We start from the raw sequence: 25,158 nt of genomic DNA, 5'->3' as shown, positions 1-25,158 counted from the left end.
CTTTGCAAGCAAAAGGGAGCGGCAGTACACGTGATTCGTACGGGGCACACCGCATCCACGAGATGACTGCTTGCTCAGGGTGTCGAGTTTTTGGGTGTATCGGCCTTTCATGCATTTGTTGCATGAAAGAAATGGTGCCCAGGAGAGGACTCGAACCTCCACGTCCATACGGACACTAGCACCTGAAGCTAGCGCGTCTACCAATTCCGCCACCTGGGCCGGTGTCGTGGGGCGGGATTTACGCTTAGCGGCGGGGGGCGTCAACCGGATTTTTCGAAGTTTGTGAAACTTTTTTGATGGCGCCGCCAAGGGGGCTTGGTGCCATGATAAAAATGTTGGTGAAATCAACTGCAAGCCGTCGCTTTGCGGCATATTGGAGCCTTGTTTGCGAAGGCTTTGAGCGGTACATCCAACTGTGTCTCAGTGAACAGGAGCCTCTCATGTCGAAAATGGTCACGATTTACGGCGGGTCTGGATTCGTCGGTCGCTATATCGCGCGTCGCATGGCCAACGAGGGATGGCGCGTTCGCGTTGCTGTCCGTCGCCCGAACGAGGCGATGTTTGTCAAAACCTATGGCGTTGTCGGTCAGGTCGAACCTGTTCTGTGCAACATCCGTGATGATGCCTCGGTCGCCTTGGTGATGAAAGGTGCGGATGCGGTCGTCAATTGCGTGGGTGTCTTGAACGAGCTGAGCAAGAACACATTCGACGCGGTGCAGTCTGAGGGGGCAGAACGTGTGGCCCGGCTGGCTGCGGCCGAAGGGATCGAGCGTATGGTTCATGTCTCGGCGATTGGGGCCGATGCTGAATCAAAGAGCGAATATGCGCAGACCAAGGCTGCGGGTGAGGCTGCAGTTCTTGAGCACATGCCTGGCGCGATGATTCTGCGCCCGTCGGTGATCTTCGGGACCGAAGACCAGTTCTTTAACCGCTTTGCCGGCATGACCCGTCTGAGCCCGTTTTTGCCTTTGGTGGGCGCCGAGACAAAGTTTCAGCCTGTCTTTGTGGATGATGTGGCCAAGGCGGCGGTCAAGGGCCTGTTGGGTGAGGCCGAAGGCGGCGTTTATGAGTTGGGCGGCCCCGACGTTGCCAGTTTCCGCGAGCTGATGAAGGTGATGCTGGATGTGATCCACCGTCGCCGCGTGATCTTGGGTATGCCTATGTTTGCAGCCCGGATCATGGCGGGTGTGTTGGACATCGTGAAATTCGTGTCGTTCCAGCTGTTCCCCAACAACATCCTGACGCGCGATCAGGTGCGCAACCTGAGCCGTGACAATGTGGTGGCCGAAGGGGCCAAGGGCTTTGCCGATCTGGGGATCGAGCCGGCGACCATCGAGTCGGTATTGCCGGATTACCTGTGGAAATTCCGTCCCTCGGGTCAGTACGACGCGATCAAGGATTCGGCCAAGAACCTGCGCGCCTGATCACGCGTAAGCGTAGACCAGCAGCACGATACCAAGGATCACCCTGTAGATGACATATGGGGTAAAGCTGACGCTGCGCAGCAGGCGCATCATCAGACTGAGTGCTATGAGAGCCGAGACAAAGGCCATGGCGGCGGCGATGGCACCATCTCGTGCGACGGCAGCGTCAGCCTGAACAGCGACGTCGAGCCCCAGTAATGTACCAGAGGCGATGATCGTGGGGATCGACATCAGCATGGCGATGCGGGCGCCGTCCTCGCGGGTGTAGCCCAAGCGCCGGGCGCCAGTGATGGTGATGCCCGAGCGTGAGGTGCCGGGGATCAGCGCGATGGCCTGCCAGAAGCCCATGATTACAGCGTCTTTCAAGCCCCAGTCGGTGGCGGTTCTGGTTTCCGCCCCGGTCTGGTCCGCCCAATAAAGCACGAGGCCAAAGATCAGCATGGTCCAGCCGATGACGGCAACTGAGCGAAGCGCGTCGCTGAGACCGGTGACGTACAGGAGCAAGCCTAGAAGAATTGTAGGGATTGTTGCGATGATCAGACCGGCAGCCAGGCGTGAACCTTCGGTGTCGATCTTTCCCGTCAGGGCGCGCGGCAGTCCTTGAAAGCCCAGTTTCACGTCTGACCAGAAATACAGCACAACGGCGCCCAAAGTTCCGATATGAACCGCCACGTCGATCACCTGACCTTGGTCATCCAGCCCCGTCAGCCCCGGCAGAAGAATCAGGTGTCCCGAAGAGGACACAGGCAGAAATTCGGTGATTCCCTGAATCAGCGCGACAAGAAGTAATTGAAACAGAGGCATTTTTTATGAACTCGGGTCAGACAACTTTGGCTTGACGGTCGGTATAAGTGCTTTGGTTCAAAAAGAAAGTCGATAATAAGGACCGTATCGGACCTAAAGTCTTGCGCTTTTTATCCTGAAATTCTAAACCGATCCCAGAAATCTCGAAAAAAGGTCAGCATAGTTGACTTTTAATGTCGCCGGGCGTCTTGTAGACAATCGCGACGTAGCCAATTCATGGAGTTTGACCCGTGGCCAAGCAACCGATGCTAAAATTTGTCCAGATCGACCGCGACATGCCTGCAAAGCGTGACGCCACTGTACGCAGGGAAGATTTCGACGAAATTTATGCCGAGTACGCCGCGGCCAAGGCCGAGGAGCAGGCGAGCCGGTGCAGCCAATGTGGTGTGCCCTATTGTCAGTCGCACTGCCCGCTGCACAACAATATCCCCGACTGGCTGCACCTGACCGCAACGGGCCGTCTGGAAGAGGCCTATGCCACCAGCCAAGCCACCAACACTTTCCCCGAGATCTGTGGCCGCATCTGCCCGCAGGACCGTCTGTGCGAAGGCAATTGCGTCATCGAACAGTCGGGTCATGGCACCGTCACCATCGGATCGGTCGAGAAGTACATCACCGACACCGCTTGGGATAAAGGTTGGGTTCTGCCCAACGCACCTGCTCGGGAACGCGGCGAAAGTGTGGGCATCATCGGTGCTGGTCCGGGCGGCTTGGCAGCGGCGGATATGCTGCGCAAGGCCGGTGTGCAGGTCACGGTCTATGACCGCTATGACCGCGCGGGTGGCTTGTTGATGTACGGCATTCCGGGCTTCAAGCTGGAGAAAGACGTGGTCCAGCGCCGCAACGATCTGCTGGCAGATGGTGGCGTGACGTTTGAGCTGAACTGCGATGTGGACGCAGCCAAATTTGCCGAAATCCGCGAAAAGCATGACGCGGTGATCATCGCCACAGGCGTCTATAAGTCACGCGATCTGGCTATGCCGGGCAGCGGTTTGGCAGGTATCGAGAAGGCGATCGACTTTTTGACCGCATCGAACCGCAAGAGCTTTGGCGACGCCGTCGAGGACTTTGACAACGGTCGCCTGAATGCCGAAGGCAAGAAGGTGGTCGTGATCGGTGGCGGTGACACCGCGATGGACTGTGTGCGCACCTCGATCCGTCAGGGCGCAACCTCGGTCAAATGTCTGTATCGCCGGGACCGCGCCAACATGCCGGGTTCGCAGCGCGAGACGCAGAACGCCGAAGAAGAAGGCGTGATCTTTGAGTGGCTGAGCGCCCCCAAGGGTTTTACTGGTGATGACAGCGTCAATGGCGTGATGGTGCAGAAGATGCGCCTGGGGCAGCCGGACGCATCCGGTCGTCAGGCCCCCGAAGTGATCGAAGGTGCGGATTACGTCGAAGAGGCCGATCTGGTCATCAAGGCGCTGGGGTTCGAGCCCGAAGATCTGCCGACGCTGTTTGGTCAGCCGGACCTGCCCGTGACCCGCTGGGGCACCGTCAAGGCGGCATTCCAGAGCGGCGAGACCGAGATGGAAGGTGTTTATGCCGTGGGTGACATCGTCCGCGGTGCGAGCCTGGTGGTCTGGGCCATCAAGGACGGCCGTGATTGTGCCGAAGCGATCCTGAAAAAGCTGGATGCTGCATCTGCAATCGCCGCTGAATGAGGGCCGAAATCAGCCTGTGACATGCGTGCACCAAGCGTGCACTACCCGTACACCGCCGCCGCATACATCTGATGCGGCACCGCAGCCAAAGGGTCAGCGACGATGACCCAAGAAGCCGAAGGACAGGAAAATGATCGCACAATGGACCGCTGCTCTGACCCTGAGCGTGTTTGGCTGTATGGCCTGGGCACAGGACGTGGCCGAGGTGCCGGGGGGCTGCACGCCGCTGGCGACGGTGCACAAGAACGAGTGCCGCACCTCGACCCTGTTGATGTGCGGCCAGGATCGCCAAGTGCTGACCTTTGCCAATGGTCGTCCCGACATCGTGCATTTCTATGACGGTGATTGGGGGCTAGCGGGCTTTCTGTATCAGGCCAACGCGCAGACCCGGTTTGAACGTGATCCCGGTCGGGGGGCGTGGCTGAACCTTGGCGATCTGATCGCGGATGGTCAGGACACCGAAGATGGCATCCTGCTGTTTTCAACCCGCGTGGTGAAGAACCGCGAGTTCATGTTCCAGGGGGCGTATACCCTGAGCGATGAGGTGGTCGAGTTGAGCGGGCATGCGTTTCGCAAAGGCACCCTGCACCGCGAAATGCAACGCGAAGGGATCGACAGCAGCTGGTTGGGGTTCGACATGGACATCTATGTGTCCGAGGCACTGGGTCTGTTTGTCGAGGGCGACCTGACAAGCCATGCGCGCGACCGTGCATCGTTCACTGCCGATCACACCCCGCGTGTGATCCGGTTCGAGGGCGAGCCCGGTTTTCTGGCAACGCGGTCTGAATTTGGCTGCGACGGATAAAAGGACAACGTGATGACTGAACTGAATGGCCAATGCATGTGCGGCGCCGTGAGCGTCACGGCGACCCCTACGAGGAACGCGATTGGTGCGTGTCACTGTGACATGTGCCGCCGCTGGACCAGCTCGGCTTTGATGACCTTTCAGGCCGAGCCGGGCTATGCCGCGCTGGGCCCGGTCAAGACCTATGTATCGTCCGACTGGGCCGAACGCGCGTTCTGCGAGGAGTGCGGATCGGCGCTGTGGTACCGGATGACCGCGCCGGGGCCGATGCACGGCCAGACCCAGATGGCGGCGGGACTTTTTGAAAATGCAGGCGGCAACAAGCTGAGCCTGGAACTGTTTATCGACAAGAAACCCGAGGGTTATGCATTTGCAGGCGATCGCAAGCAGATCACCGAGGCCGAGATGATGGCCATGTATGCCCAATCGGAAGAAGGAGACAACCAATGACCAAATATGATGCCGATTGGGTGCGCGCCGAAGAGGCCAAGCGTCAGTGGATGGCCGAGAATGGCCTGTATTCCGAGGAAGAAGAGCATTCGTCCTGCGGTGTTGGCCTTGTTGTGTCCGTCGATGGCAAGAAAAGCCGCAAGGTGGTTGAGGCAGGGATCGACGCGCTGAAAGCGATCTGGCACCGGGGTGCGGTGGATGCCGATGGCAAGACCGGTGACGGTGCGGGTATCCATGTGCAGATCCCGGTTCCCTTCTTCTATGACCAGGTCAAGCGCACCGGTCACGAGCCGCGCCCCGATCAGTTGATCGCGGTGGGTCAGGTGTTCCTGCCGCGCACCGACTTTGGCGCGCAGGAAACCTGCCGGACGATCGTTGAGACCGAAGTGTTGAAGATGGGGTATTACATCTATGGCTGGCGTCATGTGCCGGTGGATGTGACCTGTCTGGGCGAAAAGGCCAACGCGACCCGGCCCGAGATCGAGCAGATCCTGATCTCGAATTCCAAGGGCGTGGACGAAGAGACCTTTGAACGCGAGCTGTATGTGATCCGTCGCCGGATCGAAAAGGCGGCTTCGTCTGCGGGGGTGTCGGGTCTGTACATCGCGTCGCTGTCGTGCCGGTCGATCATCTACAAGGGCATGATGCTGGCCGAGCAGGTTGCGGTGTTCTACCCCGATCTGATGGACGAGCGGTTTGAATCTGCCTTTGCTCTGTACCACCAGCGGTATTCGACCAACACCTTCCCGCAGTGGTGGCTGGCGCAGCCGTTCCGCATGTTGGCCCACAACGGCGAGATCAACACGCTCAAGGGCAATGTAAACTGGATGAAGAGCCACGAGATCCGGATGGCGTCGTCGTTCTTTGGCGAGATGGCCGAGGACATCAAGCCGATCGTGCAGGGTGGCTCGTCGGATTCGGCGGCGCTGGATTCCGTGTTCGAGGTGCTGGTGCGTGCGGGCCGGTCGGCCCCGATGGCCAAGACGATGCTGGTGCCGGAATCGTGGTCCAAACAGGCGGTGGACCTGCCGCAGCCGTGGATCGACATGTATTCCTATTGCAACTCGGTGATGGAGCCGTGGGACGGCCCGGCCGCGCTGGCGATGACCGATGGTCGCTGGGTCTGCGCAGGTCTGGACCGCAACGGTCTGCGCCCGATGCGCTATGTGGTGACCGGTGATGGCCTGCTGATCGCGGGCTCCGAGGCGGGCATGGTGCCGATCAATGAGGCAAACGTTGTGGAAAAAGGCGCGCTGGGTCCGGGGCAGATGATTGCTGTGGACATGGCCGAGGGCAAACTGTTCCACGACACGGCAATCAAGGATGCGCTGGCGGGCAGCCGTCCGTTTGGTGAATGGGTTGGCAAGATCGTCAATCTTGAGGACAAGCTGCAGGGCGTGACCGAGACCGCGATGTTCAGCGGCGAAGAGCTGCGCAAGCGGCAGATTGCGGCTGGCTACAGCATTGAAGAGCTGGAGCAGATCCTGGCGCCGATGGCTGAGGACGGCAAGGAATCGCTGGCCTCGATGGGCGATGACACCCCGTCTGCGGTTCTGTCGAAAATGTACCGCCCGCTGAGCCATTTCTTCCGCCAGAACTTTAGCCAGGTGACGAACCCGCCCATCGACAGCTTGCGCGAATACCGTGTGATGTCGCTGAAGACGCGGTTCGGGAACCTGAAGAACGTGCTGGACGAGGACAGCAGCCAGACCGAGATCGTGGTGCTGGAAAGCCCCTTCATTGGCAACGCCCAGTGGGAGAACCTGGTCTCGGGGTTTGACGCGACGCTGGTTGAGATCGACTGTACCTTTGAACCCGGTCAGGGCGCGTTGAACGCAGCCTTGGTTCGAATCCGGGCCGAGGCCGAAGAGGCCGTGCGTTCGGGCGCGGGGCACATTGTGCTGACCGATCAGCATTCAAACGCCGACAAGGTGGCGATGCCGATGATCCTGGCGACATCGGCCGTGCACAGCCACCTGACGCGCAAGGGATTGCGGACGTTCTGCTCGCTCAACGTGCGCGCGGCGGAATGCATCGACCCGCATTACTTTGCGGTTTTGATCGGCTGTGGTGCGACCGTTGTGAACGCCTATCTGGCCGAAGACTCCATCGCTGACCGCATCGAGCGTGGTTTGCTGGACGGGTCGTTGACCGAGAACATCGCGCGCTATCGCGAGGCCATCGATCAGGGCTTGCTCAAGATCATGGCCAAGATGGGGATTTCGGTGATTTCGTCCTATCGCGGTGGCCTGAACTTTGAGGCCGTGGGTCTGAGCCGTGCCATGTGCGCCGAGTTCTTCCCCGGCATGACTAGCCGGATTTCGGGCATCGGTGTGACCGGTATTCAGACCAAGGCCGAACAGGTCCACGCCAAGGGATGGGGTGAAATTGCCAACGTTCTGCCCATCGGTGGTTTCTATAAGGCGCGCAAATCGGGTGAAACGCATGCCTGGGAAGCGACCAGCATGCACATGATGCAGATGGCGTGTAACAAGGCCTCGTTCGAGTTGTGGAAGCAGTATTCGGCCAGGATGCAAAGCAATCCGCCGATCCACCTGCGCGACCTGATGGATTTCAAACCGCTTGGCAAGGCGATCCCGCTGGAAGAGGTCGAATCGATCACCTCGATCCGGAAACGCTTTGTCACGCCGGGCATGTCGCTGGGGGCGCTGAGCCCTGAGGCGCACAAGACGCTGAACGTGGCGATGAACCGGATTGGCGCGAAGTCGGACTCGGGTGAAGGCGGCGAAGATCCCGCACACTTTGTGCCCGAGCCCAATGGCGACAACCCGTCGGCCAAGATCAAACAGGTGGCGTCGGGTCGTTTTGGTGTGACCGCCGAGTATCTGAACCAGTGTGAAGAGCTGGAGATCAAGGTGGCCCAGGGTGCGAAACCCGGTGAGGGTGGCCAGTTGCCAGGCATGAAGGTCACCGACCTGATCGCGCGTCTGCGCCATTCGACCAAGGGTGTGACCCTGATCTCGCCGCCGCCGCACCACGACATTTATTCGATCGAGGATCTGGCGCAGCTGATCTATGACCTGAAGCAGATCAACCCGCGCTGTAAGGTGACGGTAAAGCTGGTTGCGTCCTCGGGCGTGGGCACGATTGCTGCCGGTGTGGCCAAGGCGAAAGCGGACGTGATCCTGATTTCGGGCCACAACGGTGGCACCGGTGCATCGCCCGCGACCTCGATCAAATACGCGGGTCTGCCGTGGGAGATGGGTCTGACCGAGGCGCATCAGGTTCTGGCGATGAACAACCTGCGCGAGCGGGTCACGCTGCGGACCGATGGTGGTTTGCGCACGGGCCGCGACATCGTGATTGCGGCGATGCTGGGGGCCGAGGAATACGGCATTGGGACAGCTGCTCTGATCGCGATGGGCTGCATCATGGTGCGTCAGTGCCAGAGCAACACCTGCCCGGTTGGTGTTTGTACGCAGGACGAAGCCCTGCGTGGCAAGTTCACCGGTAACGCCGACAAGGTTGTGAACCTGATCACCTTCTATGCGCAGGAAGTGCGCGAGGTCTTGGCCAGCCTTGGTGCGCGGTCGATTGAAGAGGTGATTGGGCGTGCGGATCTGCTGGCGCAGGTTTCCCGTGGCTCGGCGCATCTGGATGACCTGGACCTGAACCCGCTGTTGATCACTGTCGATGGGTCGGCCAACATCGTCTACAACCGCGACAAGGACCGCAATGTGGTGCCTGATACGCTGGATGCGGAAATCGTGCGCGACGCGGCGCGGTTCCTGCAGGACGGTGAAAAGATGCAGCTGTCTTATGCGATCCAGAACACGGATCGGACCGTTGGGACACGGACGTCGAGCCACATCGTGCGCAACTTTGGCATGCGCAACACGCTGCAAGAGGATCACCTGACGGTGAAGCTGCAAGGCTCGGCCGGGCAGTCGTTGGGGGCTTTTGCCGCGCCGGGACTGAAGCTGGAGGTGTCGGGTGATGCCAACGACTATGTCGCCAAGGGTCTGTCTGGGGGCACCGTTGTGGTGCGTCCGCCGCAGGTGAGCCCGCTGAAGGCATCCGAAAACACCATCATCGGCAATACGGTTCTGTACGGTGCTACCGACGGCTATCTGTTTGCGGCTGGTCGCGCAGGTGAGCGGTTTGCGGTTCGCAATTCGGGCGCCAAGGTGGTGATCGAGGGCTGTGGTGCCTGTGGTTGTGAATACATGACCGGCGGCGTCGCGGTGATCCTGGGCGATATCGGTGCGAACTTTGGCGCGGGCATGACCGGTGGCATGGCGTATCTGTATGATCCCGAAGGCAAGGCCGAAACGGTGATGAACATGGAAACCCTGGTGACCTGCCCGGTGACCGTGGATCATTGGGAAGCACAGTTGAAAGGCCTGGTTGAACGTCATCTGAACGAAACCGGCAGCCGGAAAGCGGCGGATATCCTGCAGCATTGGGATGTGGAAAAGGCGAATTTCTTGCAAGTTTGCCCAAAAGAGATGCTGGTGCATCTGCCCGCGCCCCTGAGCACGGAGGAGCAGGCCGTTCCGGCAGAGTAGTTTGTCGAAACAATCCTGGCGCTATTTTTGAATTGTTTCCCGTGGCCAAGCATTTGGCCGCGGGATTTTCATTTGGGGGAAGCGGGTGATCGAAATCCCCTTTGATTGAGGAGAATTTGAACTTAAATCGTCGAGGTCTGCCGGGGTTTGGCTGCTGCCAATTGCCAAACCCAATTAGCGAGTGAAGTTGGGGGGATGTATGCCCACGAATTACCTTGATCAGTTCTTTTTTATCGATCCTGCAAATCCGCCTGCTTTTGGCAGTTCTTTGGTGTTTCAGCAGCTGACCCTGACGGATCAGAACGACGACAACGATCTGGACCGGTTCAATGGCGATGCGATCAACGGGGTCGATATCACCCGGTCCTGGCCGGGTGATACAGTGACGGTCGATGTGCCGGGGCAAGGTCCGGTTACCTACACGGGTATCACGTTCTATCTGGCTGATGGCAGCCGCGTGTTCACGCCTACTGACGGGCAGGTTCTGCAGAACGGGACGTTTCAAAGCTCGAGTTTTGTGAACAGCCAAGGGCCGCTTGATGTGGATGATCTGGGGCCGATCTGTTTCACGCAGGGAACCAAGATTCTGACCCCCGAGGGTGAGCAGCGGATTGATGATCTGGCGGTTGGGGATTTGGTCACCACCCGGGATAATGGCGCACAGCCGATCCTGTGGATTGGGCGGACAACCGTGGAAGGGCACGGCGATTTTGCGCCCATTCGGTTCAAGGCAGGTGTGCTGGGGGCCAAGCGGCCGCTGCTGGTGTCGCCACAGCATCGGATGGTGGTGGATGATTGGCGCGCGTCCTATTTCTTTGGCCACAAAGAGGTTTTGGTCGCGGCACGGTCTCTGGTGAATGGTGATACGGTCAAGCAGGTGAAGCGCGACCAGATCGACTATGTCCACCTTCTGTTGGCCGAGCATGAGGTTCTGTTTGCCAATGGTGTCGCATCCGAGAGCTATTTTCCCGGTCATGCGCTAACCAGATCAGATCGCGAGGCGCAGGTGGAAATCCTGACACTGTTCCCCGAGTTGGACAATGTAACGGCACTGCAGAAGAAGACCGTTCTGCCGGTGGTGCGGGCCCGGGATGCCCGAATGATGGCGGTTTGATCAGCGCATCGGTGGTGGCGTGTGCGCGCGCCGCAGGATCAAGTTCAGACGATCGAAACTAGCCTGTACTGTATCCGGTTCGGGGCGCGCAAAAAAGCCATCCAGCTCATCAAACACCCGCACGGCCTGATCCAAAACGGGGTCGGCGCCTTCGGCATATAGACCGGCTTTGATCATCACCTCGGATTGCTCATAGGCGCCGATCAGGCGGCGGACATCGTGGATCGCGTCGTTTTCTTCCGCCGTGGCGGCGTCGGGCAGGCTGCGCGAGACCGAGCGGCTGACGTCGATGGCGGGATAGCGGCCGCGTTCGGCAATCTCTCGGTTCAAAACGATATGACCGTCCAGCACCCCGCGCAGGATGTCAGCCACCGGTTCGTCCATATCGGAGCCCGCCACCAGAACGCTGAACACGGCCGTGATGTCGCCCTGTGTGTGCGTGCCCGGACCCGCGCGTTCGCACAGGCCAGTGATCAGAGGCGTCACCGACGGGGGGTAGCCACGCAGGGCAGGGGCCTCGCCCTGTGAGACCGAAATTTCGCGGTGGGCTTCGGCGAAACGGGTGATCGAATCGGCCAGAAACAGCACATTCATCCCCTCATCCCGCAGGGTTTCGGCCACGCTCATCGCGGCCCAGGCGCAGCGGCGGCGCACCAGGGCAGATTGGTCCGATGTGGCGGCGATCACCACCGCGCGGTCCATCCCTTCGGCCCCAAGTGTTTTTTCAACAAATTCATTCACTTCGCGCCCCCGTTCGCCGATGAGCGCAACCACCACAGCGTCGGCTTGCATCGACTTGGCCAGCTGTGCGAGCAGGCTGGATTTGCCCACGCCAGAGCCTGCAAAAAGCCCGATCCGTTGCCCCTGCACGATGGGAAGAACAGTGTTGAGCACCGACATCCCTGTCGACATGCGCGCACCCAAAGGTTTGCGTTCGACGGCAGGCGGTGGCGAGGCCATCAGGTCGCGCTTGCCCTCTCCGCGTAACAGGGGGCGACCATCCAGCGGGCGGCCAAAGGGGTCGACCACGCGGCCGATCCAGGACGCGCTGGGCGCGAACTCGGGCATCTGTTGCAGGATCACCCGATTGCCCAGGGCCACGCCGTCGGGCGCGGCGTCGGGCAGCATGTTGATGGCGTCGGCGTCGACTTGCAAAACCTCGCCATGCAGGGGCGAGCCGGTGTTGCGTTTCAATTCCAGCCGGTCGCCGATCCGGGCCACGTTTGCCAGACCCTGAATCCGGATCACGCCCCCCTGCACCCCCATCACGCGCCCGACGTGCCGCGACAGTCTGAGGGCTTGGAATTGTGCTTTTAGGTGGGCCGGGTTTGGGGCGGACATAAGGATTCTCCGTTTTGTTCCTGAAAACGGTTTCTAAAGGAATCGGGGTTAAGCCTTGATTGAAATTGATCGAGGGAGAAGCCCCGATGTTCTCTGACTTGAACGTCTTTAAGATGGCGTACGCCATGGCAACACATGCGGGTAAACGACAGGCCATCGTGTCGCAGAACATGGCCAATGCCGACACGCCCGGATACCAGGCCCGCGACATCGAATCCTTTTCCAATGCCTATGTGAAAAACGGCGCGCGCATTGAAATGCAGGCCAGCCGTGCGGGGCATTTGAATGGTGTGGAACGGGGTGCGCCCGATTGGGCGGTGTTCCATCCTGACCTGCCCAAAGATCCCAATCAGAACAATGTCGCCATCGAAGAAGAGATGCTGAAGGCCGTTGAGGTCAAGCGCCAGCACGATCGGGCGATCGCCATCTACAGATCGTCCATGTCCGTGCTGCGTGGCACGCTTGGCCGGTCGTAAAGGAGTGTTGTCATGAGTGAATTTTCCAATTCCCTTTCGGTTACCGCCAGCGCATTGCGGGCTCAGGCCACGCGCCTGCGTCACGTGTCCGAAAACATCTCGAACGCGGATACGCCAGGGTATCGACGCAAGGTCGTCCCGTTCGAGGTCAATCGGGCAGAAAACGCGGGCGTCGATATGGTCAAGGTCGGGCGTGTCAATCTGGATCGTTCTGATCTGAACGAGGTCTATGATCCGGCGCATCCGCTGGCCAATGAGGCCGGCAATTTTAAGGGCTCGAACGTTGATCTGATGATCGAGATCGCCGACGCGCGCGAAGCGCAGCGCAGTTACGAGGCCAACCTCAAGATGTTCGAACAGGTGCGGCAGATGTCGTCGTCCCTGATGGAGCTTCTCCGCAAATAACTCTTCCCCAAAACAAGGACAGCCAGAATGGATATCCGCTCACTTTCCGCCGCCAGCAACTATGCTTCGGCCCGGCCTGCGACGCAGGCAGACCCCAACCACCAGGGCGCGGCGCAGGGCTTGCGCCAGACATTTGCCGATTTTGCTGCGACGTTGCAGCACAGCGAACAGACCGCCCAGGCGGCGATGGTTGGCCAGGCCGATCCGCATGCTCTGGTGCAGGCGCTGGCGCAAACTGAACTGGCGGTCGAGACGGCCGTGACCGTCCGAAACAAGGTGGTCGAGGCCTATCAGGAAATCCTGAGAATGCCGGTCTGACATGCTGAGTGAGGGTCTTTTCTTTGACGTCGTGCGACAGGCGTTGTGGATTTCGGTGATCGTTTCGGTTCCGATCCTGACCGTGGCGCTGATCACCGGCCTGGCCGTGGGCCTGTTCCAGGCGCTGACGTCGATCCAGGAAATGACCCTGACCTTTGTCCCCAAGCTGGCCGCCATTGTCGTCGTGTTCTGGATCTCGATGGGGTTCATGACCAAGACATTGGTGTCCTTTTTCACCGCAACCATCATTCCGCTGATCGCCGGAGGTCTCTAATGGAAACAGCAGGTTACGCCACGCTATCGCGCCAATCCGGGCTGATGAACGAAATCCGGGTCATCGCGAACAACATCGCCAATGCCGCCACCACCGGGTACCGGCAAGAGGGGTTGGTGTTTTCCGAATTCATCAAGGACGGCCCCAACCAGCCTTCGCTGTCGATGGCACGGGCACAGGTGCGCAACACGTCGTTTGCGCAAGGCACCCTGACGCAGACCAACGGCAAGTTTGACGTGGCCATCGAGGGCGATGGTTTTTTCAAGGTCGAGACAGGCCAGGGCGAGCGTTTGACTCGCGCTGGCAGTTTCACCCCCAATGCTGAAGGGGATCTGGTGAATATGGATGGCCATCGGGTGATGGATGTCAGCGGCACCTCGATCTTTATCCCCCCCGACGCGCAGACGATCAAGATTGCCGCCGATGGAACCATCAGCGGCGATGGCCAACTGCTCGGGCAGGTGGGGGTGTTCAGCCCGACAAACCCCAGGGGCCTGGTTCGCGAAGGCGGGGTGCTGTTTCGGGCCGACGACGGCTCAGAGCCCACCGAGGACGCCAAGGTGATGCAAGGGTTCCTTGAGGGGTCGAACGTCAATGCCATCGCCCAGGTGGCGCGGCTGGTCGAGATTCAGCGCGGCTATGAGTTGGGCCAGAGCTTTTTGGAAACCGAAGATCAGCGCATTCGCAACGCGGTCAAAGCGTTGTCGCGATAACCTTTCAGACAGGAGAACATCATGCGTGCCTTGAAAATTGCGGCAACGGGGATGACGGCTCAGCAGCTGCGGGTCGAGACGATTTCAAACAACCTCGCCAACATGAACACCACCGGCTACAACGCCCGCCGGGCTGAGTTTGCGGACCTGCATTATCAGCAGGTCTCGCGCGCGGGGACGGTCAACGCATCCGACGGGACCGTTTTGCCAACTGGCGTGCAGCTGGGCTTGGGTGTGCGGCCTGCCGCTGTGTCGATCCACTTGGCGCAGGGCGCATTGTCGGAAACGGGCAATGACCTGGACGTGGCGATCGAGGGGCGTGGCTATCTTGAGGTGACATTGCCTTCGGGTCAGTCGGCATACACGCGCGACGGTAGCCTGAAACGCTCGGCCGAGGGGCTGATCGTAACCTCGGATGGCTACTCCGTGACGCCCGAGATCACCATTCCCACCGATGCGCGCAGTATCTCGATCAACGCGTCGGGCGAGGTATTCGCCTATTTCGACAACGCCGCCGAAGGGCAGCTGTTGGGGCAATTCACGCTGGCCAGTTTCGCCAATGCCAAGGGGCTCGAGGCGATCGGCAGCAACATGTTCAAGGAAACTGAAGCGTCCGGAGCACCAGTGGTGGCCGAGCCGGGGGTCGATGGGTTGGGCACGATGCGGCAGGGGTATCTTGAAGATAGCTCGGTCGATGCGGTGCGCGAAGTGACCGAACTGATCGAGGCGCAGCGCGGCTATGAAATGAATGCCAAGGTCATCTCGGCGGTCGATCAGATGATGAGCGCGACCACACAGGTGCGTTGATGCGGATTTTGTCTGTCGCCCTATTCTTGGCGTGTGCGACGCCTGCTTTGGCCGAGATTTTGGTGCCGGCCCGCACTATCCGGCCCAAAGAGATCATCGGTGCGCAGGATCTGGTGCCGAAATCGGCCGATGTGCCGGGGGCCGTGTCCCATCCGGACGAGGTTGTCGGGCAAGAGGCGCGCGTGGCGCTGTATCCGGGCCGACCGATCCGGTTTTCCGACGTCGGCCCGCCCGCCATTGTCGATCGCAACGATGTGGTGCCACTGATTTTTACCTATGGCGGTCTGACGATCATGACCGAGGGGCGCGCGATGGGGCGGGGTGCCACCGGCGAAATCATTCGCGTGATGAATCTGTCATCACGCTCTACAGTCACCGGCCGCATTCGGCCTGACGGTTCTATCGAGGTTCACTGATGCATTTTGTTACGAAGAATTCCCTGCTTGTTGGTCTGATTGCCCTTGGGGCCTGCGGCCGCATGGATCACTTGGGCAAACCGCCAAGTTTCACCGAGAGCTCGCAGACGCCTGAACATGTGGCCATGCTGTGGCCGGGGCTGCCGTTGAACACCGTTCCGCAGCGCAGTGTGGATCAATCCTCGCTCTGGAGCGGGGGGCGCGCGTCCTTGTTGGGGGATCGGCGGGCGATGCAAAAGGGCGATATCATGACTGTGGTCATCGAGATCGACGAGAAGGCCGAGATTTCGAACGACACCAAACGCTCGCGCACGGGGTCCGAGGATCTGGGTATTCCCAACCTCTTTGGTCTGCCGCAGCGGATTGATCAGAAGCTGCCCGAGGGGGCCAATTTGGCCAATGCAGTTGGCGTCACCTCGTCCAGTAAGACGGACGGCAAGGGCTCGGTCAAACGCAAGGAAAAGCTGACATTGCGGGTTGCGGCGACGGTGGTTGATGTACTGCCGAACGGGGTTTTGGCCATTTCCGGCACCCAAGAGCTGCGGGTGAATTTCGAACTGCGCGAGCTGCTGGTGACCGGCTATGTGCGGCCCGAAGACATCTCGCGCCAGAATGAGATCACCTATGACAAGATCGCCTCGGCCCGGGTGAGCTATGGCGGACGTGGACAGATCACGGATGTGCAGCAGCCACGCTATGGTCAGCAGATCCTTGATACTGTTTTGCCATTCTAAGGAGGCCGCGACGTGAAGAAACTGTTACCCGTCCTGTTCCTGATCGTCGGGCTTGGAGCCGGAGCCGGAGCCGGGGTGTTCCTCGGGCCGGGAGAGAAGGCCGAAGAGAAGGCCGAGGCCAAGGACAGTGAATATTCCGAAGACGCTGCAGAAAAGAAAGAGGCCAAGGCAAAGCCGGAAAAAAGCGAAGAAGAAACACCCTCGGGCAGTGAGTATGTCAAATTTCCCAAGCAGTTTGTCATCCCCATCGTGACCAAGGATCACATCTCGGCCTTGGCCACGGTGTCGTTGAGCCTGGAGGCGGTCGAGGGCAGCACGGAAGCGGTTTATTCAAAAGAACCCAAGTTGCGCGACCTTTTTCTGCAGGTGCTGTTCGATCACGCCAATATGGGTGGCTTCGATGGGGCGTTCACGCGACCTGACAATCTGGCACCTCTGCGCAAGGCTTTGAATGACGTGGCCCGAAATGAACTGGGCGACATCGTCAAGGATGTGTTGATCGTGGATATTGCGCGCCAGGACACCTGATCGAGCCGCAACGCGCGAGAAGAAGCCACGCAATTGCGTGGCTTTTTTCTTGTTCAAGGCTTGGTCAGGATGCTGTCGAGCAAGTTGTCCTGGCGGCGGGTCTGACGGCGTCGGATCAGGTTTGCCTGTTCCATTTTTTGCAATTTTTCCATCGCGTCTTTGCGTCCAAACGCTCTGCGAAGCTGTTCCATGGCACCCAGTTTGCGGGCCTGAACCTGGGCCAATTGGGTGTGTATTTGGCGACGTGTCTTGGATTCCCAACCCCGCCACAGGATATCTGCCCCGACCATGCGCACCGAGTGAGTTTGCTGCGGCCTTGCCGCTGCCTGAGCGACCTGAGCGTCAAGCCGCGCCAATTGCGCGCGGATCTCGGCCTCTTGGGCCAGGATCTCTTTGATCGCCTCATGTTCCCGCAAATAGAGCGCTTTGGTCACTTGTACGGTTTGTTCGAGCTTTTCCGGTTTCATCAGACCCCCGCTTTGGCTTTTTTGCGCATGGCCTCGGCAAATCGGATGGCGGCGGCCACGGGTTTGTAGTGTTCTTCCAGAATTTCTTCGCCGATCTCGACTGTTGCGTGGATGGCCCGCGCAGTAGGGGGATCCGATTGGATGGGCACGCCGGATTCATTGGCGATCTGGCGGATGGTTGCGGCGACTTCGTCCACCCCCTTGGCCACACAGACGGGGGCGGCGCCGGGCAGACGGGACCATTTCAACACCACCGCGAAGTGCGTTGGGTTCACGATCACCACATCGGCGGTCGGCACGTCAGCCATCATTTGGTTCATCGCGATCTGCTGACCCTTTTGGCGGCGCTGTTGTTTCATGTGCGGGTCACCTTCGGCATCCTTGGTCTCGTCGGTGATTTCCTTACGGCTCATGCGGTTCTTGCGGAGGTGTTCGAAATACTGCCAGATGTAATCGACCGAGCCGATCATCAGAGCGATAGCCAACACGATGAACATGAACTGAAACACCAGGTCCATCATCATCGGCACAACGATACGCGGAGCAACGCCGGTGCTTGAGACGATGTCGCTCATATTGGCGTGCAGGAACACGCCCAAACAGATCGAGTAGAGCGTGAGCTTGGTGAAGCTTTTGGCAAATTCGAACAGGCCCGTGCGTCCAAATTTGTTCTTGGCGTTTGATATTAGAGAGATTCTTGAAAGCTTGGGCTTGAGCTTGCTGGGGGTCACCAGAAAGGCGCGCTGGGCGATCACGGATAGGATGATGGCCGCCATTGGAACCAGAAACCACGGAGCGATGGCCAGAGCAACGGATCCGATCATTCCACCTGCCGGACCTGCGGATGGGCCTTTGACGAGAAGGTTCGACAGCTCCTCAGGCTGATCGAGGAAAACCATGAGCGTGGTGCCAAGCGAGGTGATCGAGGTGTGGCCGATGGCCAGAAAGACCAGCACCAGACCGGCATAGGCTGCGACGACCGACAAGTCGGCGGATTTTGCGACCTCACCCTTTTCTCGCGCCTTCTGGAGTTTCTGGGGCGTTGGCTCAAAGGATTTTTCGGTATCGTCGTCTCCGGCGCTCATCTGGGACCGCCAAGAGGGTTCATCAGGAAGTCATTGAGCGCATCGACCCAGATCGTCAGCAGCAGCGGAGTTGCGGCAAATAGAATGAAGAGCCCCCCAAAGGTGATCACCGGGGCGCCAACAAAGGCGACCATCAGCTGTGGCATCGCGCGGTTGATGGCCCCCATCGCCAGATTGTAGATCAGCGAGGCAATGACAAAGGGCGCAGCCAGAGAAAACGCCAGGGCAAAGACAGTTGCGACTTGACCGACGCCCCAGCGGGTCAGGTCGGGGGCACTGGGCAATGAGCCTGCGGGAAAAAGCGTGTAGCTCAGGATCGCGTATTCGGCTGCGCGCACGTGCAGTCCGGTCATCACTGCCAGGGTCAACCCGGCCATGACCAGCAAAAATCCCATCGCTGGGACGGGCTCGACCGCCGCGCCGCCCAGGATCTGCGACAGTGATGTGGCCTGAGCCGCAATGGATCCGGCGGTTTGCAGGCCCAGAACAAACAACCGGATCATCAGACCCAGGATCAGGCCGACCATGATCTCGGTTATCGCGAGCTGCGCAAATTGAGCAAAATCTATAGGCGAAAACCGTTGATCCAGAGCGGGTGCTACGATGGCGGTAAAGGCGATGGCGAGGGCCATCTTTACCCGAACGGGCACAGTGCGTTCACCAAAAGCAGGCATCACCGAAACAAAGGCCGAGATGCGCAGAAGAACGGTGAAAAAGTGCCAGAATTCATCGCTCAGATATTGGGCCAATGGCTCGCTCATGGAATTAGGCTGCCACCAACCCAACCAGCGCTGGACGCGCTTCGAGGCCGATTTCCTCGAATGAAAGAACGGGGTTTGAGATGCCGCGCGCGCGCATGACGGTACGCAAGAAGCGCCTGCGCCGGGTCGAGGTGACGACCGCCGGGTAAATGCCGTTTTCAGCCGTTTGTCCAACCTGTTCCGAGACGCCGTCTGCCAGGCGATTGAACAGATCGGGTGGCAGCGCGATGTCCAGGCCACTGACCCCGCCGTCAACTTGATAGGTGACAAATGCGTCTTCCCATTCTGGGGCCAATTGCACCAATGGGATAGACCCGTCTGGGCGTTTCATTTCGGCCACCAGTTGGAACCCCAAACGGTGCCGCACATGTTCGCAGATGGCTTCGGGCTGGGTGGTGAGCAGGCGGGCCTCGGCGATGGTTTCCAGGATAAGGGGCATGTTTCGGATCGATACCCGCTCATCCAGCAACAGACGTAGAACACTGTGCAGCGTGTCCATCGGCACCTTGTCTGGGATCAGCTCGTCCAGCAATTTGCGGTTCGCTTCGGCCCGGGCCGGGTCGCTGAGCCGCTTCATTTCATCCAGTAGGCGGCGCAGGGATTTCAGGGTCAGCAGACGGGCAAAGTTCTGTTTGATCACTTCGAGCAGATGGGTGGCCAGAATCTCGGGCGGTGAAACGATGGTGGCCCCGGAAATGGCGGCGCCATCCTGATCCTTTGGCGAGATCCAACGCGCCGGGGCGCCATAGACGGGTTCGGTCACGTCCTTGCCGTCAGGCAGGGCGGCAAAGCTGTCTGGCACCAGCGCCAACACCAGATCGGGATGCAACACGCCGCGCACCTGTTCGACACCCTGGACCCGAATGATGTAGGTGCCTGGAGTCAATTCGGCCTGATCGGTCAGGCGGATGTCCGGCAGGATCAACCCGAACTCGGACGCGACATGGGTGCGCATGTTGGCGATGCGCGCGTCCAATCCGGTACCGGGGTCCAAAACCATACCAACCAGATCAGGGGCAAATTCCAGATGAACATCGTCCAGATCCAGAATGTCGCCCAGGCCGCGGTTCTGCGTGGGCTCGTCTGGCAATGCCTTGCTGGCTTCCGTTTCTTCCGCCTGTTTCCGCTGCTGCTGTACCATCCAGTATGCTGCTGCGCCCAACGCGCCGCTGCCCAGAATGAACGGCAGAAATGGCAGGCCAGGCACAAGCGCAAACACGCCCATTAGAACCGCCACGGTGGCCAGGGCAGCAGGGTGTTTCCCCAATTGATCCAGCAGTGCCAGATCTGTTGCGCCCTGCATTCCGCCGCGCGCCAGCAACAGGGCCGAGGCGATCGAGATAATGACGGCCGGGATTTGCGAGACCAGCCCGTCCCCGACGGTCAGAATGGCGTATGTTTCAAAGGCGGAGGAGATGGGCATCTGATGGACCACCACACCCATCACAAGCCCCATGACAAGGTTCAACAGCGTTATCAGAAGACCGGCAATCGCATCGCCTTTGACAAATTTCGACGCACCATCGAGCGAGCCGAAAAAGGTGGTCTCTTGTTGCTCCCGCTCCCGCCGTTCCTTGGCCTGGGCATGGTCAATGGCACCCGCGGACATGTCGCTGTCGATGGCCAGCTGTTTGCCAGGCATCCCGTCCAGGGCAAAGCGCGCGCCAACTTCGGCCATGCGGGCAGCGCCCTTGGTGATCACCATGAAGTTCACGATCAGCAGAACACCGAACACCACAAGACCCAGGAACACGCTGCCACCCATGATGAACTGGGCAAACCCTTCGATCACGTCACCAGCTGCATTGGGACCGGTATGCCCCTGACCGATGATGAGTTTCGTGGATGAGATATTCAGCGACAATCGCAGCATCAGAGACGCCAACAGGATTGTCGGAAAGGCCGAGAAATCCAGCGGGCGTTCGATGAAAAGCGTGATCGTGAAGATCAGGATTGCCAGGCCAAAGGAAGCGGCAAGACCAACATCCAGAACCCAGGCAGGCACTGGCAGGATCATCATGATGATGATGGTCATCAACGCAATCGCCAACAGGACGGTCGGGCTGAAGAGAGAGTTTATCTGAACTTTGGGCATGTCAGTTGAAAGCAATGAGAGAGGAAGAGTTTGCCGCTGCGCCAGTGGGAACCAAAGAACCCAGCCCACCAGACCCGGATCCGATCAGCGGTTGGCGTAAGGTGCGGCCCAGAATCGGCAGAGGACCGGTGTCGATCGATGGAGAGGGGGCGGTCAGGTCCGCGCGCGTGGCGTCGAACCGGGCGATGTAGATATCGGCGTATTGGCGCGTTCGCGAGTGATAGGCGCCAGCGGCCTTGGACCAGTCGCCGAATTCATCGTGCAATGTTCTGAGGAACCGGGCGGCATAGGCGGCGTTCAGGTCCGGGTCGAACATCTCGTCAATGGATTTGAAGCCGCTGCTGTGCCATTTGTAGTTGATCTGAAAACAGCCCACATCAAAGCTGCGCGCGCCGTCCTTGAACCGCGAAAAGACAAAGGATCGTGCGTCGTCTTCGGTAGAGAACCAATGACCGGCTCCTTCCATGTTGACGGTCCAGGGCCAGGGTGATGTTTCGCCTTTCGATGTGCGCCCCGTTTCAATCCGGGTGATGGCAAGCATCACATCCTCGGGGACGGCGTGGGTGCGCGCGGCCCTTAGGGCCGCCCGATCGCATAGGTTGCCCGTGGTTCGAAACTGGGTCAGGGCATGGGGCAGTGATGGAGTAAAACTGACCAAAATGAAGGTCAGGAAAAGGGCAGGTCGCCCTTGGTTTGATCTGGCCGATCTGAGCCAGCTCCAGAGCCTGGAATGAAAGGGTCGGGGCATTCTGCCTATCCACATTATGCGTCAAGCAGAGGCTAGGATCCGAGTATTTATAATTGGTTAGCCGAACTCAATTGTTTGCGTTCGGCGTTCATGGATCAATTGATGGCGTCCAGCAGTTCGCCGATCGCGGCCCGTGCGTTTTCGCTTTCCGAGATCAGATTTCGCGCCTCAGACAGACGGCTTGGGATCTCGATGGTTTCAGGGGGCTGGAGATTGATCGAGAGCTCGGCCGCGCGGGTATAGGCGCTGTCTACCTCTGGCATCTGTTCCCAATTTTCGGTCAACCAAAGGGCACGAGCAGCGTCGTCCAATTGACCTGATTCGACCAATTGTTCGGCTGCCGCGGTCAACTCGCCCTTCTGTTCAAGCGCCTTTGCTCGCAGTCTTGCGGCCTCGGGCCCCTTTGTTCCCAACAGCTCCAACTGAGCCCGGTGTGGCAGGTTCATACCCAATGCCGCGCGCGCCAAAAGGAACTTGCGGTTCTTGGCCACACGGCCTTTGAGCGGGTCATCCAAAAGGTCCATTGCTTGCTTGTAGAATCCCAGGTCGATCAGACGCTCGGCCAGCAAATCGACGGTTTCACGTGCCAGAATGCCCGGGCGCTGATCGCTGTGTTCCAGCGCAAGTTTTAGAAAGGAGACATCATCGGCGCGTTCTGCCAATAGTGTGAGGATACGGTTGAGCGAAGCGGGGCGTTGATCTGTCCCCAATTCACCCAATTCCGAAAACCCCTCGTCGAATTGCCCGTTCAGCCCCAACGCCAGCACATAAGCGCGTTGCAGATCGGTGCCGAGTTCGGATTTGCGGAACTCATGCGCGTGCGCGGCCAGCAGTTCCGTGTTGGCCTCGGAGAACCCTTGGCGCAACTCCCAGCGGTCTTCGAGCAAGGCGATCAAGGCGCGCGGCGCTTGTTCGGAATCGCTTGTGTCCTCGACCACGGTTTCAAGCTTTTCTTGGTATTCTTCGTGATCACCTTCCAGGCGGGCGACTTCGGCTTCAACCAGAGACACTTCAGGCTGGGGGCTGGGTCGGCTGCGGTTCAGAATACGCAACACCGCACGCGTTGAAACCTTGTCGCCGGCACGCGTCAGGATCATTCCCAGTTTGGGACCAAGTTGAAACTGCAGATGCTCAGGCAATTTGGCAAAAGCGTTGGTAATGGCCTGTGTGTTTGCGTCCTGGGCTAGGTTGTCCTGTGCCAAGACTGACCACAGAGAGATCGGGCCGTCGCAATGCTGCAAGCCTGTGAGTTCAAATGCCGCGGGCGTAGACCCGTTGTCCAAGAGCCCAGCCAGAATTGGCAGTTCCCACGTGATCTGTGAAGGGTTTGGATGTAACGACAGGGTGTTCAATGCTTCGGTGCCGAAGCCGAAGTATATGTATTGTTTGACCAATTCCACAACCACATCTGGATCGATGTCTCCTGCTTCGGTCACCACACGATTTCGTAGATCGCCAATGTGATCGCCAAAGCCACCGGGTTCGCCCCACTGGGACAACTCCAGATCATCGATCGCCGAGCAGGTTCGTTTGGTTGTGCCGTTCGACATGTGATCAGACAGACCATAGAGGTCCCTGTCGATTACGGTAGCAATGCGAATGTTTTCGTTGAAACTTACCGCATCTGGGACATCAGGGTTTTCCAGATGTTCTGTACCCTCGATATCAATAGCGACAACATTTGGTGCAATATCGAGAACATCTTGATCGACCGCGCGCGTGATCTGCGTCAGCAGGCGAAACTCTGTCTGTCGTTGATTGGGCAGAAGATGGGATAAGTCGTTTTGCGATCTGGGCGATGGCGGGTCGAGAGGCAGAGACAGGGGGGGTGCGTCGCTGATTTCGATTTCAGGTGAGTCTTCCGGATCTGCTGTTTGGGCAGTGGCTGGCAAAACGATTGGCAACTTCAAGGCAATAGGTCTGGATGCTGTCGATTTCCGGATATCCACAACAAGGTAGTTTCCAGCCTCAACAAAAGCTTTGGCTTCGCAAAAGCATCCAAAGGATAGGCGCAGCGGGCCACCGGTGGTCTCTTGTTTAAGGGCTGTTAGACGGGCGCGCGGAATGCGTGCGAATACGCCTGTTGTATCAAACTCAACATCCGGCAGTTCCATGCTGAGTTCCGCTTCGCTGGTTCCGGTTCTGAGCGACCATTCAATGCCTTGCGGTAGTTTCATGACCAACCGCGTGAAATTCGGATGCTCACCCGATCGCACGATCAGACGCTCGGCGAGGGCCGATGTTGCACTGAGGGTCGAAAGGACGAGGAACAGAATTAGCCGGGTCATGCGGCGTCCTGTTTGATGGCTTTTAGCGCCTCTTCCAGATCTGCGAATTTGGGCCGGATGTGCGAGGGTGTGTTCTGACGTCCAACCTCGATACAGATGGCGGCGGCATGATTGTGCAGGTTGGCGACCAAAACCTCGCGGATCAGTTGATAGAAATGTGCATCCTCTTCAACCACGGCTTTGACTTTGGAGGCAAAGGGACCGACCAGGCCATAGGCCAGGAAAACGCCCAGGAATGTCCCGACCAGAGCGCCGCCGATCAGCTTGCCCAGAACCTCGGGCGGCTGGTCGATCGAACCCATTGTTTTGATCACACCCAGAACCGCCGCAACAATCCCCAAGGCGGGCAGGCCGTCGGCGACGGTTTGCAAGGCGTGGCTGGAATGCAGCGCGTGATGCAGGTTTGCGTCCATGCGTTTTTCCAGTACCTCTTCGACCTGGTGTGGGTCGTCATAGTTCATCGAAGCCGAGCGCATGGTGTCGCAGATCAGATCAACCGCCTCTTTATCCGCCTGAATCTTGGGGTATTTGGAAAACAGGCTGGAATTTTCGGGATCTTCGATGTGCTGTTCGACCTCAACCGGGTTTTGACGCGCGATGCGGATCAGGGCAAACAGCAGACACAGCAGATCGCGATAGTCGTCGGGTTTCCATTTGGCCCCCTTGAACACCTTGGCCATGTCTTTGGCTGTGTGTTTGACGCCACCCATGTCGTTGCTGATCAAAAAGGCGCCAACGGCTGCGCCGCCAATCATCATCATCTCAAACGGCAGAGATTTCAAAATGATGGCCATTTTACCGCCAGCGGCCAGGTAGCCGCCAAAAACCATCGCGAAGATGCATACAATCCCGATGATTCCGATCATGTCAGTACTCCGAATTCAGCTGTTGGGTTGAAAGGATCAAACAGGC

24 protein-coding genes and 1 tRNA gene are annotated in these 25,158 nt (G+C 59.0%); 15 read left to right on the top strand and 10 right to left on the bottom strand.

Annotation, left to right across the window (positions count from 1 at the left end; all coding sequences use genetic code 11):
- Nucleotides 1–132: 132 nt before the first annotated feature.
- Nucleotides 133–219, bottom strand: a tRNA-Leu gene (locus TRL7639_RS17970).
- A 221-nt stretch (nt 220–440) separates the two neighbouring features.
- Here TRL7639_RS17970 and TRL7639_RS17965 point away from each other — a divergent pair.
- Entirely contained in the window at nt 441–1,424 is a 984-nt protein-coding gene (locus TRL7639_RS17965) for a complex I NDUFA9 subunit family protein (protein ID WP_085797244.1), read from the top strand.
- On the opposite strand, the gene TRL7639_RS17960 is transcribed toward TRL7639_RS17965, so the two are convergent.
- Nucleotides 1,425–2,228, bottom strand: coding sequence for an undecaprenyl-diphosphate phosphatase (locus TRL7639_RS17960; protein ID WP_085797243.1), 804 nt, complete (start codon nt 2,226–2,228; stop codon nt 1,425–1,427).
- Nucleotides 2,229–2,458: 230 nt separating this feature from the next.
- Here TRL7639_RS17960 and TRL7639_RS17955 point away from each other — a divergent pair, with 230 nt between their 5' ends.
- From TRL7639_RS17955 to TRL7639_RS17935, 5 genes are all read left to right on the top strand, one after another.
- Nucleotides 2,459–3,892: an NAD(P)-dependent oxidoreductase gene (locus TRL7639_RS17955; RefSeq protein ID WP_085797242.1), complete on the top strand. Its 1,434-nt coding sequence runs from the start codon at nt 2,459–2,461 to the stop codon at nt 3,890–3,892.
- A gap of 130 nt (nt 3,893–4,022) precedes the next feature.
- Nucleotides 4,023–4,697 carry a hypothetical protein gene (locus tag TRL7639_RS17950; protein WP_085797241.1) on the top strand — a complete coding sequence of 225 codons (675 nt, stop codon included), beginning with the start codon at nt 4,023–4,025 and terminating at the stop codon, nt 4,695–4,697.
- A gap of 12 nt (nt 4,698–4,709) precedes the next feature.
- On the top strand, nt 4,710–5,147 hold the full coding sequence (locus TRL7639_RS17945) for a GFA family protein (RefSeq protein WP_085797240.1): 438 nt from the start codon (nt 4,710–4,712) through the stop codon (nt 5,145–5,147).
- Complete coding sequence (gltB, locus tag TRL7639_RS17940; RefSeq protein WP_085797239.1) at nt 5,144–9,676, top strand: glutamate synthase large subunit; 4,533 nt, start codon at nt 5,144–5,146, stop codon at nt 9,674–9,676. Before TRL7639_RS17945 ends, gltB begins: the two co-directional genes overlap by 4 nt.
- Nucleotides 9,677–9,875: 199 nt before the next feature.
- The gene (locus TRL7639_RS17935; RefSeq protein ID WP_085797238.1) at nt 9,876–10,790 is read left to right on the top strand and encodes a Hint domain-containing protein; all 915 of its coding nucleotides are present in this window, start codon (nt 9,876–9,878) and stop codon (nt 10,788–10,790) included.
- Here TRL7639_RS17935 and TRL7639_RS17930 read toward each other — a convergent pair whose 3' ends face one another.
- Nucleotides 10,791–12,131, bottom strand: coding sequence for a FliI/YscN family ATPase (locus TRL7639_RS17930; protein WP_085797237.1), 1,341 nt, complete (start codon nt 12,129–12,131; stop codon nt 10,791–10,793).
- 86 nt (nt 12,132–12,217) lie between these two features.
- Between TRL7639_RS17930 and TRL7639_RS17925 the strand changes: the two genes are divergently transcribed.
- Genes TRL7639_RS17925 through TRL7639_RS17885 form a run of 9 tightly spaced genes read left to right on the top strand, consistent with a single transcriptional unit; the run spans nt 12,218 to nt 16,802 of the window.
- On the top strand, nt 12,218–12,607 hold the full coding sequence (locus tag TRL7639_RS17925) for a FlgB family protein (protein WP_085797286.1): 390 nt from the start codon (nt 12,218–12,220) through the stop codon (nt 12,605–12,607).
- Between the two features lie 12 nt (nt 12,608–12,619).
- Nucleotides 12,620–13,012 carry a flagellar basal body rod protein FlgC gene (gene flgC / locus TRL7639_RS17920; RefSeq protein ID WP_085797236.1) on the top strand — a complete coding sequence of 131 codons (393 nt, stop codon included), beginning with the start codon at nt 12,620–12,622 and terminating at the stop codon, nt 13,010–13,012.
- Between the two features lie 27 nt (nt 13,013–13,039).
- A complete protein-coding gene (fliE, locus tag TRL7639_RS17915; RefSeq protein ID WP_085797235.1) occupies nt 13,040–13,330 on the top strand; it encodes a flagellar hook-basal body complex protein FliE in 291 nt (96 codons plus the stop codon).
- A gap of 1 nt (nt 13,331) precedes the next feature.
- The gene (locus TRL7639_RS17910; protein ID WP_085797234.1) at nt 13,332–13,604 is read left to right on the top strand and encodes a flagellar biosynthetic protein FliQ; all 273 of its coding nucleotides are present in this window, start codon (nt 13,332–13,334) and stop codon (nt 13,602–13,604) included.
- Nucleotides 13,604–14,317 carry a flagellar hook-basal body complex protein gene (locus TRL7639_RS17905; protein ID WP_085797233.1) on the top strand — a complete coding sequence of 238 codons (714 nt, stop codon included), beginning with the start codon at nt 13,604–13,606 and terminating at the stop codon, nt 14,315–14,317. The genes TRL7639_RS17910 and TRL7639_RS17905 overlap by 1 nt, the downstream gene beginning before the upstream one ends.
- 21 nt (nt 14,318–14,338) lie before the next feature.
- On the top strand, nt 14,339–15,124 hold the full coding sequence (flgG, locus tag TRL7639_RS17900) for a flagellar basal-body rod protein FlgG (protein WP_085797232.1): 786 nt from the start codon (nt 14,339–14,341) through the stop codon (nt 15,122–15,124).
- The gene (gene flgA / locus TRL7639_RS17895) at nt 15,124–15,540 is read left to right on the top strand and encodes a flagellar basal body P-ring formation chaperone FlgA (protein ID WP_085797231.1); all 417 of its coding nucleotides are present in this window, start codon (nt 15,124–15,126) and stop codon (nt 15,538–15,540) included. Before flgG ends, flgA begins: the two co-directional genes overlap by 1 nt.
- Entirely contained in the window at nt 15,540–16,274 is a 735-nt protein-coding gene (gene flgH / locus TRL7639_RS17890) for a flagellar basal body L-ring protein FlgH (protein ID WP_085797230.1), read from the top strand. The genes flgA and flgH overlap by 1 nt, the downstream gene beginning before the upstream one ends.
- Before the next feature lie 12 nt (nt 16,275–16,286).
- Entirely contained in the window at nt 16,287–16,802 is a 516-nt protein-coding gene (locus TRL7639_RS17885) for a flagellar basal body-associated protein FliL (RefSeq protein ID WP_085797229.1), read from the top strand.
- Nucleotides 16,803–16,855: 53 nt separating this feature from the next.
- Here the strand turns inward: TRL7639_RS17885 and TRL7639_RS17880 are convergent, their stop codons facing one another.
- From TRL7639_RS17880 to motA, 7 genes are all read right to left on the bottom strand, one after another.
- On the bottom strand, nt 16,856–17,269 hold the full coding sequence (locus TRL7639_RS17880) for a hypothetical protein (protein ID WP_085797228.1): 414 nt from the start codon (nt 17,267–17,269) through the stop codon (nt 16,856–16,858).
- Nucleotides 17,269–18,354 (bottom strand): flagellar type III secretion system protein FlhB, encoded by a 1,086-nt coding sequence (flhB, locus tag TRL7639_RS17875; protein WP_085797227.1) that lies wholly within the window; start codon nt 18,352–18,354, stop codon nt 17,269–17,271. The genes TRL7639_RS17880 and flhB overlap by 1 nt, the downstream gene beginning before the upstream one ends.
- On the bottom strand, nt 18,351–19,115 hold the full coding sequence (locus tag TRL7639_RS17870; protein ID WP_085797226.1) for a flagellar biosynthetic protein FliR: 765 nt from the start codon (nt 19,113–19,115) through the stop codon (nt 18,351–18,353). The genes flhB and TRL7639_RS17870 overlap by 4 nt, the downstream gene beginning before the upstream one ends.
- Nucleotides 19,116–19,119: 4 nt before the next feature.
- The gene (flhA, locus tag TRL7639_RS17865; RefSeq protein ID WP_085797225.1) at nt 19,120–21,210 is read right to left on the bottom strand and encodes a flagellar biosynthesis protein FlhA; all 2,091 of its coding nucleotides are present in this window, start codon (nt 21,208–21,210) and stop codon (nt 19,120–19,122) included.
- Between the two features lies 1 nt (nt 21,211).
- Nucleotides 21,212–21,958 (bottom strand): transglycosylase SLT domain-containing protein, encoded by a 747-nt coding sequence (locus tag TRL7639_RS17860; RefSeq protein WP_085797224.1) that lies wholly within the window; start codon nt 21,956–21,958, stop codon nt 21,212–21,214.
- 95 nt (nt 21,959–22,053) lie between these two features.
- Nucleotides 22,054–24,246 carry a hypothetical protein gene (locus tag TRL7639_RS17855; RefSeq protein WP_085797223.1) on the bottom strand — a complete coding sequence of 731 codons (2,193 nt, stop codon included), beginning with the start codon at nt 24,244–24,246 and terminating at the stop codon, nt 22,054–22,056.
- Nucleotides 24,243–25,112, bottom strand: coding sequence for a flagellar motor stator protein MotA (motA, locus tag TRL7639_RS17850; protein ID WP_085797222.1), 870 nt, complete (start codon nt 25,110–25,112; stop codon nt 24,243–24,245). The genes TRL7639_RS17855 and motA overlap by 4 nt, the downstream gene beginning before the upstream one ends.
- Nucleotides 25,113–25,158: the final 46 nt, after the last annotated feature.

It is taken from the genome of Falsiruegeria litorea R37 (assembly GCF_900172225.1).
Lineage (GTDB): Bacteria > Pseudomonadota > Alphaproteobacteria > Rhodobacterales > Rhodobacteraceae > Falsiruegeria > Falsiruegeria litorea.
Note: the sequence above shows the minus strand (reverse complement) of the source record. Positions and strands in the feature narration are given on the sequence as shown.